The following is a 14,917-nucleotide window of genomic DNA, read 5'->3' as shown; positions in this document are numbered from 1 at the left end:
CCATGAGCGACCTGAACGTTGTTTCGATCAGCGAAGCAAAGATCCCGAGCGAGCCTTTCATCGCCTGTCACCTGATCGACGGGAGCTGGCGCGAAAGTGCGGACGGCGAGACGTTCGACCGGGTGTCGCCGTCGCATGCAAGCCTGGTTACGCGGGCAAGCAGGGGCGGCACGCGGGACGTCGATGCGGCTATTTCCGCAGCGAGGCTGGCCTTTGACAAGGGGGGCTGGTCATCGACCAGCGGCAAGGACCGGGCCACGATCCTCCTCAGGGTCGCCGACCTTGTCGATCGAGACCGGGAACGCATCGCGCTTCTGGAGACGCTGGAGTCCGGGAAGCCGATCAGCCAGGCACGGGCGGAAATCGAAGGGGCGGCTGACCTCTGGCGCTATGCCGCATCCCTTGCCCGGACCCTGCATGGCGAAAGCTACAATTCGCTCGGCAACGACTTTCTCGGCCTGGTCCTGAAGGAACCGGTCGGCGTGGTGTCCATCATCACGCCCTGGAACTTTCCGTTCCTGATCGTTTCCCAGAAATTGCCCTTCGCGCTTGCCACCGGCTGTACCGCGGTGATCAAGCCCTCGGAAATGACCCCGGCCACCACTGTCGTTCTGGGCGAGCTGCTGATCGAGGCGGGCCTGCCGGCCGGTGTGGTGAATATCGTGCTCGGATACGGCGATCCGGTGGGAACGGCCATGACGACCGACAAGCGTGTCGACATGGTGACCTTCACGGGCTCGACGGGCGTCGGCAAGGCCATTGTCAAGGCGGCGTCCGGGACCCTGAAGAAGGTGTCGCTCGAACTCGGGGGCAAAAATCCGCAGGTCATCTTTCCGGACGCGGATCTCGACAGCGCGGTCGATGCCGTCGTGTTCGGGGTCTATTTCAACGCCGGTGAATGCTGCAACTCCGGCTCCAGGATTATTGTGCACGAGGACATCGCCGAGGACTTCATTGCGCGCACGGTAGAAGTGTCGCGCAAGGTCCCCTTTGGCGATCCGCTGGACCCGTCGACCAAGGTCGGAGCGATCATCACGCCAGGCCACCAGCAAAAAATCGACGCTTATGTCCAGGACGCCGCGAAAGCCGGGGCGCAGGTGCGGCTTGGTGGCGCTGCCCTGGAGGTTCCGGGCCTTGCCGGCCAGTTCTACCAGCCGACAGTGATTGCCAACGTCAAGGGTGAGATGCCGATTGCCCGTGAGGAAGTGTTTGGCCCGGTGCTGACGGTGCTGACCTTCAGGACGCTGGAAGAGGCGATCGAGAAGGTTAACGACGCCGATTACGGTCTCTCGGCCGGGGTCTGGAGCGAGAATGTCCATACATGCCTGGAATTCGCGCGGCGCGCGCAGGCCGGAACCGTGTGGACCAACACCTGGATGGACGGCTTCGCCGAATTGCCCTTCGGCGGCGTCAAGGAAAGCGGCCAGGGCCGGGAACTGGGCACATACGGACTGGAGGAGTTTCTCGAGGCGAAGACCGTGACGATGCGGATCGGCCGCACGCGCGCGCCTTGGGTCGACCCGGGGGTGGAGTGAACCCGCGGACTGGAAGGACGAATATACGCACCTAGGGAGGAAATCTATGCGTAAGTACACGACCATGATAACAGCGGCCACCGCGCTTCTTGCGGCAGGCTCAGCGGTAAAGGCAGAAGACGTCGAGGTCCTGCACTGGTGGACATCCGGTGGCGAGGCTGCGGCTCTCAACGTTCTGAAGGAAGATCTGGAAAGCCAGGGCATCGGCTGGCAGGACATGCCGGTTGCCGGTGGCGGCGGTTCCCAGGCCATGACCGTTCTGCGCGCCCGCGTCACGTCCGGCAATCCGCCAACCGCGGTGCAGATGCTTGGCTTCGACATTATTGACTGGGCCAAGGAAGGCGCGCTCGCCAACCTGAACATTCAGGCCAGCCTGGAAGGCTGGGACGATGTTGTTCCCGAAGCCCTTCAGTCCTTTGCCAAATACGACGGCAAGTGGGTATCCGCGCCGGTCAACGTGCATTCCACCAACTGGGTCTGGGCGAACAAGGCTGTGCTCGATGAACTCGGCATTGCCGTCCCGACCAACTGGGACGAATTCGTCGCGGCACTGGAGAAGGTGAAAGCCTCCGGCAAGACCGCGATCGCCCATGGCGGTCAGGCCTGGCAGGATGCGACGGTGTTTGATGCCGTGGCGATGTCGACCGGCGGTCCTGAGTTCTACAAGAAGGCGTTCATCGATCTCGATGAGGAAACGCTCGGCTCGGACACCATGAAGGAAACCTTCGACCGGATGGCCGTGGTTCGCTCCTATGTGGATGACAACTTCTCCGGCCGCGACTGGAATCTGGCGACCGCCATGGTCATCAACGGCGACGCCGCCTTCCAGATGATGGGCGACTGGGCCAAGGGCGAATTCCTCAATGCCGGCAAGAAGCCGGGCGAGGACTTCCTGTGTTTCCGCTTCCCCGGCAGCCAGGACCAGGTGACCTTCAACGCCGATCAGTTCGCGATGTTCGCGCAAGGGGCGGAAGTCGGCAAGGAACAGGCCGCGCTTGCGACCGCAATCCTGTCGCCCAGCTTCCAGTCCGCCTTCAATGTGGTCAAGGGCTCTGTTCCGGCGCGTACCGATGTTTCCGACGAAGCCTTCGATGCCTGTGGCAAGAAGGGCATGGCGGATCTGAAGAAAGCGGCCGCAAGCGGCAATCTCTATGGCTCCATGGCCCATGGCCATGCCAACCCGGCCGCAGTGAAAAACGCGATGTATGACGTCATCACCGCTCATTTCAACGGCGAGTATGACAGCGAGACCGCTGTCGAGGAACTCGTGACCGCGGTGCAAATCAACAAATAAACTTGCCCTGGAGAGCGGTGACACGTCACCGCTCTCGAACAAGGGTCGGGGATTGACAATGTCTTTTTCTGAAAAGGCGAACCCGCGTGGTTCCGTTGGTGACAGACTGCGTGATGCGTTGCCCAGGCTCGTGTTGAGTCCGTCCGTCGCCATCGTGGCGATCTTCGTCTACGGCTTCATATTCTTCACGCTCTACCTGTCCTTTACCGACAGCCGGATCCTGCCCAGTTTCGGATGGGTCGGCTGGCACAATTACGACAACCTGTTCCGGATACGGGCCTGGGACACAGCCGTTTCCAACCTGGTCGTCTTCGGCGTGCTCTATATCGCCATCTGCTGCGCACTGGGGCTTCTTCTTGCGATCCTGCTCGACCAGCGCATACGCGCTGAGGGGTTCATCCGGACCATCTATCTTTATCCGATGGCGCTCAGCTTTATCGTCACCGGGGTGGCCTGGAAATGGTTCCTGGATCCTGGCATCGGGATCGAGGCCGTGGTTCAGGGGTGGGGTTGGACGGATTTCAAGTTCAACTGGATCAAGGACCGCGAGATGGCGATCTACACGATCGTGATCGCCGCGGTCTGGCAGACTTCCGGTTTCGTGATGGCCATGTTCCTGGCCGGTTTGCGCGGCATTGACGGCGAGATGATGAAGGCGGCCCAGATCGACGGCGCCTCGACCTTCGCGCTCTACCGGCGGATTGTGATCCCCCAGCTGCGACCGGCCTTCATGTCCGCATTCGTGGTGCTCGCCCACATGGCGATCAAGTCCTACGACCTGGTCATCGCATTGACCGGAGGCGGGCCGGGCACGGCGACCGAACTCCCGGCAACCTTCATGTACTCCTACACCTTTACCCGGAACCAGATGGGCATCGGCGCCGCCTCCGCGGTGATCATGCTCATGACCATCGCAGCGATTATCGTTCCTTACCTCTGGTCGGAACTGCGGGAGAAAAAGTGATGGTGACGGCTTCGAATTCACGGGCCTCAAGTTTCGGCCGGATCGTTCTCTATGCGGTGCTTGGACTGTTCTGCATCTACTATCTTCTGCCGCTCTACGTGATGCTGGTCAATTCCCTGAAACCCCTGTCGGAAATCACCGCGGGCGGGATGATGTCGCTGCCGCGGGACTGGACGTTCGCCCCCTGGCTGAGCGCCTGGTCGAGCGCCCAGGTCGGCGTCGAGGCAACGGGCCTGAGACCCTATTTCCTCAACTCGATCGTGATGGTCGTTCCGGCGGTCGCCCTGTCGACGCTTGTAGGTGCGCTCAACGGCTATGTCCTGACCAAGTGGACGTTCCGGGGCTCGACCATTGTCTTCGGCCTGCTGCTGTTCGGCTGTTTCATTCCGTTCCAGATGGTGCTGATCCCGATGGCGCGCATGCTGGGCCTGATGGGGCTTGCAGGGTCTGTCGCCGGTTTGGTCTTCGTACATTTTGTCTACGGCATAGGCTTCTCGACGCTCTACTTCCGCAACTACTATGCTGCATTCCCGACCGAACTGGTCAGGGCTGCGCAGATCGACGGGGCCGGTTTCTTCAGGATCTTCTTGCGGATCCTTCTGCCGTCGTCGGGACCGATCGCGGTGGTCTGCATCATCTGGCAGTTCACCAACATCTGGAACGACTTCCTGTTCGGGGCGTCCTTCTCCGATTTCAGCAGCCAGCCGATGACGGTCGCACTCAACAACCTGGTGCAGTCCTCGACCGGCGTGAAGGAATACAACGTCCATTTCGCCGGTGCGATCATGGCCGCGCTGCCGACGCTGTTCGTCTACATCGTCGCCGGACGCTACTTCGTCCGTGGCCTGATGGCCGGCTCAGTGAAAGGATAAGATCATGGGCTTCCTGGATATCAAACAAGCCACAAAATCGTACGGATCCCTGAAAGTCCTGCACGAGACCGATATCTCCATCGAAGAAGGCGAGTTCCTCGTTCTGGTCGGTCCTTCGGGTTGCGGCAAGTCCACGCTGCTCAACATGATTGCCGGGCTGGAGGACATCACCTCCGGGGAGATCGCCGTTCGTGGCAGAAGCATGAACGGGGTCAGGCCGGCGGACCGGAACATCGCCATGGTGTTCCAGTCCTACGCGCTCTATCCGAACATGAGCGTTGCCGGAAACATCTCCTTCGGCATGGAAATGCACGGGATCGCCAAGCCGGAGCGCAAAAAACGTATCGGCCAGGTGTCCGACCTCCTGCAAATCAGTCATTTGCTTGACCGCAAGCCGGGACAGCTTTCAGGCGGCCAGCGCCAGCGCGTTGCCATGGGCCGCGCCCTGGTGCGCGAGCCGGATGTGTTCCTGTTCGACGAACCCCTGTCGAACCTTGACGCCAAGCTTCGTGTCGACATGCGCACAGAGATCAAGAAGCTGCACCAGAAGCTCGGCACGACCATCGTCTACGTGACCCATGACCAGATCGAGGCATTGACCCTGTCGACGCGGATCGCCGTCATGTTCGGAGGATATGTCCAGCAGCTCGGCACACCGAAGGAAATCTATGACAATCCGGCAAACATGTTCGTAGCCGGTTTCATGGGCTCGCCGTCGATGAACCTCTTTCCTGCAAAGGTTGTTTCCGTAGACGGCCGGCCGGCAGCCGAGATGTGGCTCGCGGACGGCAAGTCCGCCACGGTTCCCTTTGCCGCTGAAACCCTTTCCTCCAGCGTCGGCCGTGACATCGTGCTGGGCATCCGCCCGGAAGCGATTACCGACAGGGACGGGGCAGACCGCAATTCCGCGGCGGTGCATATGGTCGAAGCGCCTGTCGAGGTGACCGAACCTGCCGGCTCTGACACGTTTGTCGTCAGTCAGATCGGGGGCAAGGATGTGACCGGCAGGTTCCGCGCCGATGTCAATGTGCGCGCGGGGGACGTGTTCCCGTTCGCCTTCAACATGGAAAAGGCCGTGGCCTTCGATCCGCAGACAGAAAACAGGATTGCCTGATCCATGACGAACACACCGGACATCGTGATTGTCGGCAGCGGCATGGGCGGTGCGACGCTCGCCGCCGGCCTCGCGCCGTCCGGTGCGCGCATCACCATACTGGAGCGGGGAGAGCGCATCCCGGACGATGCGCCTGCGCGCGACCCCTGGCGCATCTATACCAACAGCGCGTTCCGCTCGAACGAGACCTGGCTTGATGGGGAAGGTGCGCCGTTCGAGCCGGGCAACTACTACAATGTTGGCGGCAATTCGAAACTCTATGGCGCGGTTTTGATCCGCTTCCGGAAAGAGGATTTTGCGGCGCTGGAGCATTTTGACGGTGTTTCGCCCCCCTGGCCTTTCGGTTACGAAGAGCTGGCCCCTTGGTACGATGCCGCGGAACACCTGTTTCAGGTGCGCGGGGATGCCGCTTCCGACTCCACCGAACCGCAGCATGGCAGGCCGTATCTGTTTCCGCCCGTGCCGGACGAGGAGTCCATCCGGTTTGCCAGACGGCGTCTGGAACAGGTCGGCGTGAGGCCCTTCAGTCTGCCGCTCGGCGTCGATATCGATCGCTGGCTGGAGGCCGGGCCCACCGGCTGGGACGGCTATCCGGACCTGCGCTGCGGCAAGATGGATGCGGAAACCTGTCCCCTTGAGGCGGCCCTTTCCCATGACAATGTCACGCTCGTCACCGGCGCTGAGGTCACAAGGCTTCGGAAGGGCTGCAAGTCCGACCGTATCGAGGAAGTCAGCTACGAGAAAGACGGCGAGGAAATCACTCTCACGCCGGGCGTGGTGGCGCTATGCGCGGGGGCTGTTCAGTCCGCGGCGCTGCTGCTGCGCTCCGGCGTTGCCAACAGCTCCGATTATGTCGGCCGCTGCTTCATGAACCACAACGCGACGGCGATGATCGCCATCGATCCGCGCTTCCGCAACACTTCCGTCTACCAGAAAACCTTCGGCATCAACGAGTGGTACCTGGATGACGGAAAGGACGGCATGCCGCTCGGCAATGTCCAGCTCCTGGGCCGTGTCACGCCGGATATCCTGAAGATCCAGGTTCCGCGATTGCCGCGGTTCGCGGCAAACTGGATATCGGGTCACGCGCTCGACCTCTACCTGATTTCCGAGGATCTGCCCGATCCGGAAAGCCGGGTTGTCCTGAAGGAGGGCAAGGTTCAGCTGATCTGGCGCCGCTCCAACATGACGGCCCACAACAAGCTCGTCGCAAAGACCCGGAAGACACTGCGCAAGGCCGGTTTTCCGCTGGTGCTGACGCGTCTCTTCGATGGTCGCGTGCCATCCCATCAATGCGGCACCGTGCGACTGGGAAACGAGCCGTCAACCTCTGTTCTCACTCCGGAATGCCGGACCTGGGACCATCCCAACCTCTATGTCTGCGATGCGGGCTCACTTCCCACGTCAGCAGCCGTCAATCCAGCTCTTACCGTCGCAGCCCTGTCCCTGCGCGCTGCGGAAACCATCAAACGGGAATTCTTGGCATGAGCAAAATCGCACTCGTAACCGGCGGACAGAAAGGTATCGGGCTCGGTATCGCCGAAGCCCTCGTCGTGGCGGGCTACAAGGTCGCGCTTGCGTCACGCAGCAAGGCGGACGCAGCGGAGGTGTCCGAAGCCCTGGAGCGCCTGGGGGACAACGCCGCGTTTTTCTCCCACGACCTGCAGGACATACACTGTCACGCGAACTTGCTGGATAGTGTGGAGGCGCATTTTGGCGCCGTGTCGACCCTGGTATCGAACGCGGGTGTTCCGGCAATGGTGCGCGGCGACATGCTCGACCTTAAGCCCGAGAACTTTGACTTCGTGCTGGGGGTCAACCTGAGGGGCGCGTTTTTCCTGGCGCAGGAGACGGCCCGGCGCATGCTCGGGCAACCGGATGAGGGCTATCGCTCGATCGTCTTCATCACGTCGGTCAGCACGTCGATGGTGTCCATCGAGCGCTCCGAATACTGCATCTCCAAGGCCGGGGCCTCGATGATGGCGGACCTGTTCGCCGTGCGGCTGGCGCCACACGGTATCGGCGTGTTCGAATTGCGGCCGGGGATCATCGAGACCGGCATGACGGCGGGTGTGAAGGACAAATACACCGCACGCATAGAGGACGGGCTGGTGCCCGCGGCGCGCTGGGGCTTGCCCGCAGATATCGGGTCGACGGTCGTGCCTCTGGCAAATGGCCAAATGGCCTTCGCGACCGGATCCTCGATTGCCGTGGACGGCGGTCTTTCGATCTCGCGTCTTTGAGAGAGCAGACATGGAAAAAGGCTACGATTTCATCATCATCGGTGGCGGCAGCGCCGGCTCTGTCGTGGCGGCCCGCCTGACCGAAAATCCAGACATCAAGGTTTTGCTGCTGGAAGCGGGCGGGCGCGACCGGCACCCGTTCTATCACCTGCCCGCCGGTTTCGCGAAGATGACTAAGGGCATCGGGTCCTGGGGCTGGCACACGGTGCCGCAAAGGCACATGAACGACCGGGTCTTCCGATACACCCAGGCCAGGGTGATCGGCGGCGGTTCGGCGATCAATGCCCAGATCTACACACGCGGCAATCCGCTCGACTATGATGAATGGCGTCAGCTCGGCTGTGAGGGCTGGGGTTACGAGAACGTGCTGCCTTACTATTTAAAGGCCGAAGATAACGACACCTATGACAACCGCTTTCACGGCAAGGGCGGACCGCTCGGCGTGTCGAAACCCTGCGCGCCCTTGCCGATCTGCGAAGCCTATTTCGAGGCCGCAGCCGTGCTTGGGATTCCAAAAAACGAGGATGTCACCGGCGCGAAGCAGGACGGGGCCGCCTACTACCAGCTGACCCAGCGCAATGCCCGGCGATCCTCGGCGGCCATGGCCTATCTCGCGCCCAACCGCGGCCGTCCGAACCTGGAAGTGCGCACAGGGGCGAATGTGCACCGTATCTTGGTCGAGGCCGGAAAGGCGGCAGGAGTGGAACTGGTTGACGGCACGCGGCTGACAGCCTCGACGGAAGTGATCTTGTCCTGCGGCTCGATCGGGTCACCGAGGCTGCTGCAGCTCTCCGGGATCGGCCCCGCGGACAACCTGCGCGGCCTCGGCCTGGACGTGGTTCTCGACCAGCCGTCCGTCGGCGCCAACCTGCAGGATCATCTCGACCTCTACTGCATTTGCGAGGTGAGCGGCCCGCACACCTACGACCGCTACGCCAAGCCGCACATGTCGGTAATTGCGGGGCTTCAATATCTCTTCACCCGGCGCGGGCCGGTCGCTTCCAGCCTGTTTGAAACCGGCGGGTTCTGGTACGCGGATCCCGAGGCCCGGTCGCCCGACCTGCAGTTTCACCTGGGCCTCGGCACAGGAATTGAATCGGGTGTTGCGGCGATGCCCGAGGGCGGCGTGACCCTGAATTCCTGCTATCTGCGCCCGCGCTCCCGCGGCACGGTGCGTCTCGGGAGCGCCGACCCGTCGGCCGAGCCGCTGATCGACCCCAACTATCTGGAAGACCAGCGCGACCGGCAGATGTCGATTCGCGGACTGAAGCTGACGCAGGAAATCCTTGCACAGTCGCCGCTCAAACCTTTCATCAAGGCCGAACGCCTACCCGGACCGGACGTCAGGACCGATGACGACTATTTTCGCTTCATCTGCGAGCATTCCAAGACATCGCATCACCCGGTCGGCACCTGCCGGATGGGCATCGACAAACAGGCCGTGGTCGATCCGCGCCTGCGCTTCAACGGCATCGAGCGCCTGCGTGTGGTCGATGCCTCCATCATGCCGAATGTCATTTCATCCAACACCAATGCTGCGGCCATCATGATCGGTGAAAAAGCCTCCGACATGATCCGCGAAGACCACGGAGCCCGGACATGATCCGCCATATCGTTCTCATCAAGTTCAAGCCAGACGTTTCCGAGGAAACCATTGCCGCATTGTTCGGAGAACTGCGAGCAATCGAAAAGCATGTTTCCGGCATTGTCGGCATCGTCTCGGGCCGCAGCGAAAGCCCGGAAAAAATCGAGCGCGGTTACATGCACGGCTTTGTCGTGGATTTCGAGAACTGGGAGGCGCTGGAGCGCTATCAGCAGCACCCGGACCACAAGGTGCTCGGAGGCAGGCTGGTCGAAAACGCCATCGGCGGTCTCGACGGCATTCTCGTCCTCGACATTCCCGTCTCGGCCTGAGCAACGATATCAAGATCCCGGAGTAGATCATGCTGACCCTTCCGACATACGAAAACCGGCTGGAGCCCTATACCCAGACCGGTGAGGCCCTGATCCCGCGGGCACCACGGACCACCCTTACCAGAACCGCGTTTGCCGCGGCCCATGTGGTCTCCCACCCCCTGGCCGAGCGCGCTCCCTGGGAAGGAACGCCAGCGGTCGATTGGGACAACACGCTCCGCTTCCGGCACTGGCTGTGGGACCAGGGACTTGGCCTGGCGGAGGCCATGGACACGGCGCAGCGCGGCATGGGCGTCGACTGGCCGACCGCGCGGGAACTCATTCAGCGGACCATGACGGAGGCGAAGACCCATCCGTTGAAGCCGCGTGTGGCCTGCGGTGCCGGTACCGACCACAAGACCCTCGACGAGCTCCGTACGACCGCGGATATCCTTGGGGCCTATGCGGAACAGATGGAAGTGATCGAGGCCGCCGGCGGCCAGGTGATCCTGATGGCGTCGCGTGCCTTTCCCGCGATCGGAGCTGGTGCGGATGACTACGCCTTTGTCTATGGCAGGCTGCTCGACCAGGCGGCCGCACCGGTGATCCTGCACTGGCTGGGGGACATGTTCGATCCCGCGCTGGCGGGGTACTGGGGATCAGGCGATGTCGACAGGGCTTCGGATGTGGCGCTGTCGATCATCGACGCCCACAGGGACAGGGTCGACGGCATCAAGATCTCGCTGCTGGACAAGGACCATGAGGAACGCTTCCGGGCACGGCTGCCGGAAGGGGTGCGTCTCTATACGGGTGATGATTTCAATTACGCCGAGCTGATCGAGGGTGACGGCAGCCGCTATTCCCATGCGCTTCTGGGCGCCTTTGCCGCGATTGCCCCGGTGGCCAGCCAGGCCCTCGAAGCCCTGGCCCGGGGGGATCTGGAAACCTATCATGCGCTTTTCGCGCCGACTGTTCCCCTGAGCCGGGAAATCTTCAAGGCACCGACCCGGTTCTACAAGGCCGGGATCGCGTTTCTGGCCTGGCTCAACGACGCCCAGAGCCACTTCATCATGCCGGGCGGGTTTCAGTCCTCGCGCGAAATCACTCACTATGCGGAAATTTTCAGGCTTGCGGACAAATCCCGATTGCTGTCAAAACCGGACGTCGCCGCGGAGCGGATGACGTTACTCCTGAAACTGCATGGCATCGGCTGAGGCACATGGGCAAACGACCGACAATCCTGGATGTGGCGCGCAGCGCGGGCGTGTCGAAATCCACGGTGTCGCTGGTCCTGCAGAACTCCGCCCTGGTCAAGGAAACAACTCGGACCGAGGTCATGAAGGCTATCGCCGACCTCGGCTATGTCTACAACCGTTCGGCCGCCGGCCTGCGCGGCGCGGGGTCAGGACTGATCGGGCTGATCATCAACGATCTGCGCAACCCCTTCTTTACCGAGTTCGCGGCGAGCGCGCAGATGAGTTTTGCCCGGCAGGGCTATTCCACCGTTATCGCCAACACCGACGAGGATCCGGACATCCAGGCGCGGGTAATCGACAGCATGATCGAACATGGCGTCTCCGCTTTTGTGGTGTCTCCGACCTATGGCGGCGAGGACCGCCCGTTTGATCGCATCGAGCGCGCCGGCATTCCGACCATGCAGGTTCTCAGACAGGTGGATGAACGCACAGACCTGTTTCCCTTTGCCTCCCACGACTACGCGGCTGGAGGCCGGTTGGCCGGCGAGCATCTGATCGGGCTTGGTTCCAAAAACATTGCCTTTGTCGGCGGCATTCAGGATCGGCCGATCACGCTGGAGCGCATGATCGGGTACGACGAGGCCATGAAGGCGAACGGGCTGGTGCCAACCGTCTTTTACGGACGTCCTTCCAGGGCCTTCGGCCGCGACATCGCCCTGCATCTGGCGGAAAGACATCGTGACATCGAGGCAGCAATCTGTTTCAGCGACCTGGTCGCGCTCGGCATGCTCAGCGGTTTCGCCGAAGCCGGTATCCGGGCCGGCCGGGATTTCAAGATTGTAGGCTTCGATGACATCGAGGAAAGCTCGATCGCCTATCCCCGGCTCAGTTCCGTTAGGTGCGATTCCGCGACCTTCGGCCGCAATGCCGCCGAAGCCATGCTGGCCTGGATCACCGAGGGAAAGCGTCCGCCGGACAGGAAGCGATACGACGTCGAACTCGTCACGCGTCAATCCAGTCTTTCGACGTTGTCGGTCGTCAGATAAAATGGGACATCAGACCGGCTTGAGTTTAGTCGAGGATGTGTTGCGTTCTTTTTGTAGTGGTCAAAACATAGGACTTCATTCCAGCTGGACACCCGCAAAAACCGCGCGATAGCCCAGCCCCCCGACCAGCTAGAGCGTTTTTCTAAGGCACACCTCCGTGGGGAGTTCGACACTTGACGCTGGCACATCATTCAGCGCGTCAATCAGTACGCGTGCCGCGAGCTGCCCCATGCGTCGATGAGGCACATGGACCGTCGTCAACGGGATAGGCGCGACACTTGCCAGTTCGATATCATCGAAGCCGGTGATAGCAACGTCTTGTGGTACGCGCAGATTCAAGGCGGCTGCCCCTCTCAATGCACCAATCGCGAGAACGTCGTTGCCGCACAGAACGGCAGTGGGTGCATTGTCACCGGTCAATAACTGGTGAAAGGCTTTTTCTCCATTCTCAATGGAGTATGTCGTTTCAACGATGCGCAGGGAGCCGGGGTCAAGGCCGGCGTCCTGCATGGCAGCGCAGATCCCCTCCACACGTTCGCTGGCACGATCGTTCGTCGCTGTTTCCGCAGATATGCATCCGAGTGATCGATGTCCCAGAGAAATCACCCTTGCTGCCAATTCCTTCATGGCCTTGCGATTGTCGAAGCCGACAAACAGCTGCTCGTGGGAGGGTTTGCACGCCCAGGTCAAAACGAAGGGAATCTTGCGCTTTTCCAAAAACTCATAGAGATGCGGGTCACGTTGAAAGCCGATGAGCAGCAATGCATCGGCGCCTCGTGCCGTAAGCGTCTTGATCTGTTCCTCCTCCAGGTCCTGCCGATAGGAAGAGCTTGCCACCAGCAGCGTGCATCCGTTTTTTTGAAGCTCTTCCTGAAAGGCCTGAATACCACGCGCGAAAATGGCGTTTTCCATGGTTGGAATGATTGCGCCGATAGTGTTCGTTCTGCCTGCTGCCAGCGCGCGTGCGCTGTAGTTGGGTGAATATCCGAGGCTATCAATCGCATCCATGACGCGTTTGATCGTTTTTCTGGAAACCCGGTCCGGAGTGTTGAGGCAGCGTGAAACCGTGGCGGTGGAAACCCCTGCCGCCCTTGCAACATCTTCAAGTTTAGGCACTGCAGACACAGGTTTATTCGAGTTATTGGTCATCGCTCTTTGCGCCTGATTGATCAGTAGTCTTGGCGTTCCCTTTGGTCGCTTTAAAGGCATTGCGGAGGGAACGGAACAAATTTCTGCTTGCAAACAAAAATGTAAGCGCTTACATTTTTGTTGTGACAGGTAATCTGATCGTTGGGAGGTGATCATGTTTTTGGCTTTGTCAGGCGGCTTTTTCGTCATTTTCGTGATCAATGTATCGATGGGCTCCATTACCGGCACGCCGTTGTTGGGGATCGTCAGTGAGATGATTTTGCTCTTCGCCGCATCGATTGCATTCGTGATTGCCATCTTGAAGCGGGAAGCAGAAGCAAAACCTGGCAATCCGTGAATTTAATACTGAGAGTTCTGGGAGGGATTCATGAAAAAGAAAGACGAGCTCACATCGCATGGGCGTCGAAATTTCCTGAAATTGACCGCATGCGGCGGTTTTACTGCGGCTCTTGTGGCAGGGGCCGCTGGTACGCTCTGGTCTGATGAAGCCGTCGCACAAATAGCGCAAGAGGAACGCGAACGCGAGAAAGCTGCCGAGCACACCATGACGCTGGCGACCGCGTATCTTCTTGGTGCCTCGCGCAGCTATCCGATCATGCAGCTGGACCTGAAGGAAAATATCCAGAACGCAACCAACGGCAAGGTATATGTCAAGCTCGCGCCAGGCGGCCAGCTTGGTGCTGGCGGCGCTCTTGCGCAGGCCGTCCAGGGCGGAACCATCCAGGCCGCCCAGCATTCCCTCTCGAATTTCGCGCCGTTTGCGTCGACGGTCGACCTGATCAACATGCCCTATTTTTGCGGCTCCAACCAGCGTTTCACCAATCTCGTGACGTCCGACGCCTGGAAAAAGGAAGTGCATCCCAAAATCGAAGCTTCCGGGTTCAAGGCACTCTTCTATGTCGTGATCGATCCGCGCGTTGTCGCCGTGCGCAAAGGTGGCAACAAGGTCATAACACCGGCTGATCTTGATGGTGTTAAGTTTCGCGTTCCGGGCTCCGCCATGTTGCAGCAGTACTATCGCATGGTCGGCGCGAACCCGACGCCGGTGGCCTGGGGCGAGACGCCTTCCGCGATCAAGCAGGGCGTCGCCGATGCGCTCGATCCTTCGGTCGGCGCGCTTTACGTATTCGGTTTCAAGGACATCCTGAGCCACGTCACGTTCACGCAGGCGGTGCCGGACAGTCAGGTGTATTCCATGAATCTCGAATGGTTCAACTCCCTCCCGCCGGACGTCCAGGAAGGCATCGAGTTCGCGGGAGAGGTCACAGCGCAGCAAAACCTTGCGAAGGTGCCTGCCGCACGTTCCTTCGCAATGTCGGAACTCGTGAAGTCGGGTGTGGAATTCCATAGTCTGACCGACGACCAGTTGGCCGAATGGCAGGCCGCCGGGGGCTACCAACGCACCGAATGGGATGATTTCAAGAAGGAGCTTGCCGGTTCCATGGAAGCCTTTGCCCAGCTCGAAGAGGCCGCCAATACCCAAGGCCGCCTCTACGTGCATGACGCGTAGTCGCTAACAACACTGCCGGCGTGTCCACAGGCGCCGGCAGCCCCATTTGCGCTTTTGTCTTTCCCTCGCTGCACGACCATCGCGTCAGGCATCTGTCTGAT

The 14,917-nt window shown here is 60.7% G+C and carries 14 protein-coding genes; 13 read left to right on the top strand and 1 reads right to left on the bottom strand.

Going from position 1 to position 14,917, the window contains the following annotated elements:
* Window positions 1-2 precede the first annotated feature (2 nt).
* From OA90_RS00310 to OA90_RS00260, 11 genes are read left to right on the top strand one after another with little or no spacing between them, the layout of a single operon-like run.
* Window positions 3-1,535 (top strand): aldehyde dehydrogenase family protein, encoded by a 1,533-nt coding sequence (locus OA90_RS00310; protein WP_082836759.1) that lies wholly within the window; start codon window positions 3-5, stop codon window positions 1,533-1,535.
* A 46-nt stretch (window positions 1,536-1,581) separates the two neighbouring features.
* Complete coding sequence (locus OA90_RS00305; protein ID WP_068405386.1) at window positions 1,582-2,829, top strand: ABC transporter substrate-binding protein; 1,248 nt, start codon at window positions 1,582-1,584, stop codon at window positions 2,827-2,829.
* Between the two features lie 58 nt (window positions 2,830-2,887).
* On the top strand, window positions 2,888-3,793 hold the full coding sequence (locus OA90_RS00300; protein ID WP_068405383.1) for a sugar ABC transporter permease: 906 nt from the start codon (window positions 2,888-2,890) through the stop codon (window positions 3,791-3,793).
* Window positions 3,793-4,665 carry a carbohydrate ABC transporter permease gene (locus OA90_RS00295; RefSeq protein ID WP_068405380.1) on the top strand — a complete coding sequence of 291 codons (873 nt, stop codon included), beginning with the start codon at window positions 3,793-3,795 and terminating at the stop codon, window positions 4,663-4,665. Before OA90_RS00300 ends, OA90_RS00295 begins: the two co-directional genes overlap by 1 nt.
* Window positions 4,666-4,669: 4 nt before the next feature.
* Complete coding sequence (gene ugpC / locus OA90_RS00290; protein WP_068405377.1) at window positions 4,670-5,779, top strand: sn-glycerol-3-phosphate ABC transporter ATP-binding protein UgpC; 1,110 nt, start codon at window positions 4,670-4,672, stop codon at window positions 5,777-5,779.
* 3 nt (window positions 5,780-5,782) lie between these two features.
* On the top strand, window positions 5,783-7,267 hold the full coding sequence (locus OA90_RS00285) for a GMC family oxidoreductase (protein WP_068405374.1): 1,485 nt from the start codon (window positions 5,783-5,785) through the stop codon (window positions 7,265-7,267).
* Window positions 7,264-8,022, top strand: coding sequence for a 3-ketoacyl-ACP reductase (locus tag OA90_RS00280; protein ID WP_068405370.1), 759 nt, complete (start codon window positions 7,264-7,266; stop codon window positions 8,020-8,022). Before OA90_RS00285 ends, OA90_RS00280 begins: the two co-directional genes overlap by 4 nt.
* 10 nt (window positions 8,023-8,032) lie before the next feature.
* Window positions 8,033-9,625, top strand: a complete 1,593-nt coding sequence (locus OA90_RS00275; RefSeq protein WP_068405367.1) for a GMC family oxidoreductase N-terminal domain-containing protein — start codon at window positions 8,033-8,035, stop codon at window positions 9,623-9,625.
* On the top strand, window positions 9,622-9,936 hold the full coding sequence (locus tag OA90_RS00270) for a Dabb family protein (protein WP_068405364.1): 315 nt from the start codon (window positions 9,622-9,624) through the stop codon (window positions 9,934-9,936). The genes OA90_RS00275 and OA90_RS00270 overlap by 4 nt, the downstream gene beginning before the upstream one ends.
* Window positions 9,937-9,965: 29 nt before the next feature.
* Window positions 9,966-11,129 carry a dihydrodipicolinate synthase family protein gene (locus OA90_RS00265; protein ID WP_068405361.1) on the top strand — a complete coding sequence of 388 codons (1,164 nt, stop codon included), beginning with the start codon at window positions 9,966-9,968 and terminating at the stop codon, window positions 11,127-11,129.
* A 5-nt stretch (window positions 11,130-11,134) separates the two neighbouring features.
* A complete protein-coding gene (locus OA90_RS00260) occupies window positions 11,135-12,157 on the top strand; it encodes a LacI family DNA-binding transcriptional regulator (RefSeq protein ID WP_068405358.1) in 1,023 nt (340 codons plus the stop codon).
* 129 nt (window positions 12,158-12,286) lie between these two features.
* On the opposite strand, the gene OA90_RS00255 is transcribed toward OA90_RS00260, so the two are convergent.
* Window positions 12,287-13,462 (bottom strand): LacI family DNA-binding transcriptional regulator, encoded by a 1,176-nt coding sequence (locus tag OA90_RS00255; RefSeq protein ID WP_244274504.1) that lies wholly within the window; start codon window positions 13,460-13,462, stop codon window positions 12,287-12,289.
* Here OA90_RS00255 and OA90_RS00250 point away from each other — a divergent pair.
* Both OA90_RS00250 and OA90_RS00245 read left to right on the top strand, forming a co-directional pair.
* Window positions 13,461-13,643 carry a hypothetical protein gene (locus OA90_RS00250; protein WP_068405352.1) on the top strand — a complete coding sequence of 61 codons (183 nt, stop codon included), beginning with the start codon at window positions 13,461-13,463 and terminating at the stop codon, window positions 13,641-13,643. The two genes, OA90_RS00255 and OA90_RS00250, sit on opposite strands and share 2 nt — an antisense overlap.
* A gap of 30 nt (window positions 13,644-13,673) precedes the next feature.
* The gene (locus tag OA90_RS00245) at window positions 13,674-14,816 is read left to right on the top strand and encodes a TRAP transporter substrate-binding protein (protein ID WP_068405350.1); all 1,143 of its coding nucleotides are present in this window, start codon (window positions 13,674-13,676) and stop codon (window positions 14,814-14,816) included.
* Window positions 14,817-14,917: the final 101 nt, after the last annotated feature.

This window comes from Labrenzia sp. OB1 (assembly GCF_001624695.1).
Classification (GTDB): domain Bacteria; phylum Pseudomonadota; class Alphaproteobacteria; order Rhizobiales; family Stappiaceae; genus Roseibium.
This window is presented reverse-complemented; position numbering and strand designations above follow the sequence as displayed.

Bases quoted from the DNA above. Each gene is read 5' to 3' on its own strand.
- OA90_RS00310 (WP_082836759.1), top strand. From the start codon at position 3: ATGAGCGACCTGAACGTTGTTTCGATCAGCGAAGCAAAGATCCCGAGC.
- OA90_RS00305 (WP_068405386.1), top strand. From the start codon at position 1,582: ATGCGTAAGTACACGACCATGATAACAGCGGCCACCGCGCTTCTTGCG.
- OA90_RS00300 (WP_068405383.1), top strand. From the start codon at position 2,888: ATGTCTTTTTCTGAAAAGGCGAACCCGCGTGGTTCCGTTGGTGACAGA.
- OA90_RS00295 (WP_068405380.1), top strand. From the start codon at position 3,793: ATGGTGACGGCTTCGAATTCACGGGCCTCAAGTTTCGGCCGGATCGTT.
- ugpC (WP_068405377.1), top strand. From the start codon at position 4,670: ATGGGCTTCCTGGATATCAAACAAGCCACAAAATCGTACGGATCCCTG.
- OA90_RS00285 (WP_068405374.1), top strand. From the start codon at position 5,783: ATGACGAACACACCGGACATCGTGATTGTCGGCAGCGGCATGGGCGGT.
- OA90_RS00280 (WP_068405370.1), top strand. From the start codon at position 7,264: ATGAGCAAAATCGCACTCGTAACCGGCGGACAGAAAGGTATCGGGCTC.
- OA90_RS00275 (WP_068405367.1), top strand. From the start codon at position 8,033: ATGGAAAAAGGCTACGATTTCATCATCATCGGTGGCGGCAGCGCCGGC.
- OA90_RS00270 (WP_068405364.1), top strand. From the start codon at position 9,622: ATGATCCGCCATATCGTTCTCATCAAGTTCAAGCCAGACGTTTCCGAG.
- OA90_RS00265 (WP_068405361.1), top strand. From the start codon at position 9,966: ATGCTGACCCTTCCGACATACGAAAACCGGCTGGAGCCCTATACCCAG.
- OA90_RS00260 (WP_068405358.1), top strand. From the start codon at position 11,135: ATGGGCAAACGACCGACAATCCTGGATGTGGCGCGCAGCGCGGGCGTG.
- OA90_RS00250 (WP_068405352.1), top strand. From the start codon at position 13,461: ATGTTTTTGGCTTTGTCAGGCGGCTTTTTCGTCATTTTCGTGATCAAT.
- OA90_RS00255 (WP_244274504.1), bottom strand. From the start codon at position 13,462: ATGATCACCTCCCAACGATCAGATTACCTGTCACAACAAAAATGTAAG.
- OA90_RS00245 (WP_068405350.1), top strand. From the start codon at position 13,674: ATGAAAAAGAAAGACGAGCTCACATCGCATGGGCGTCGAAATTTCCTG.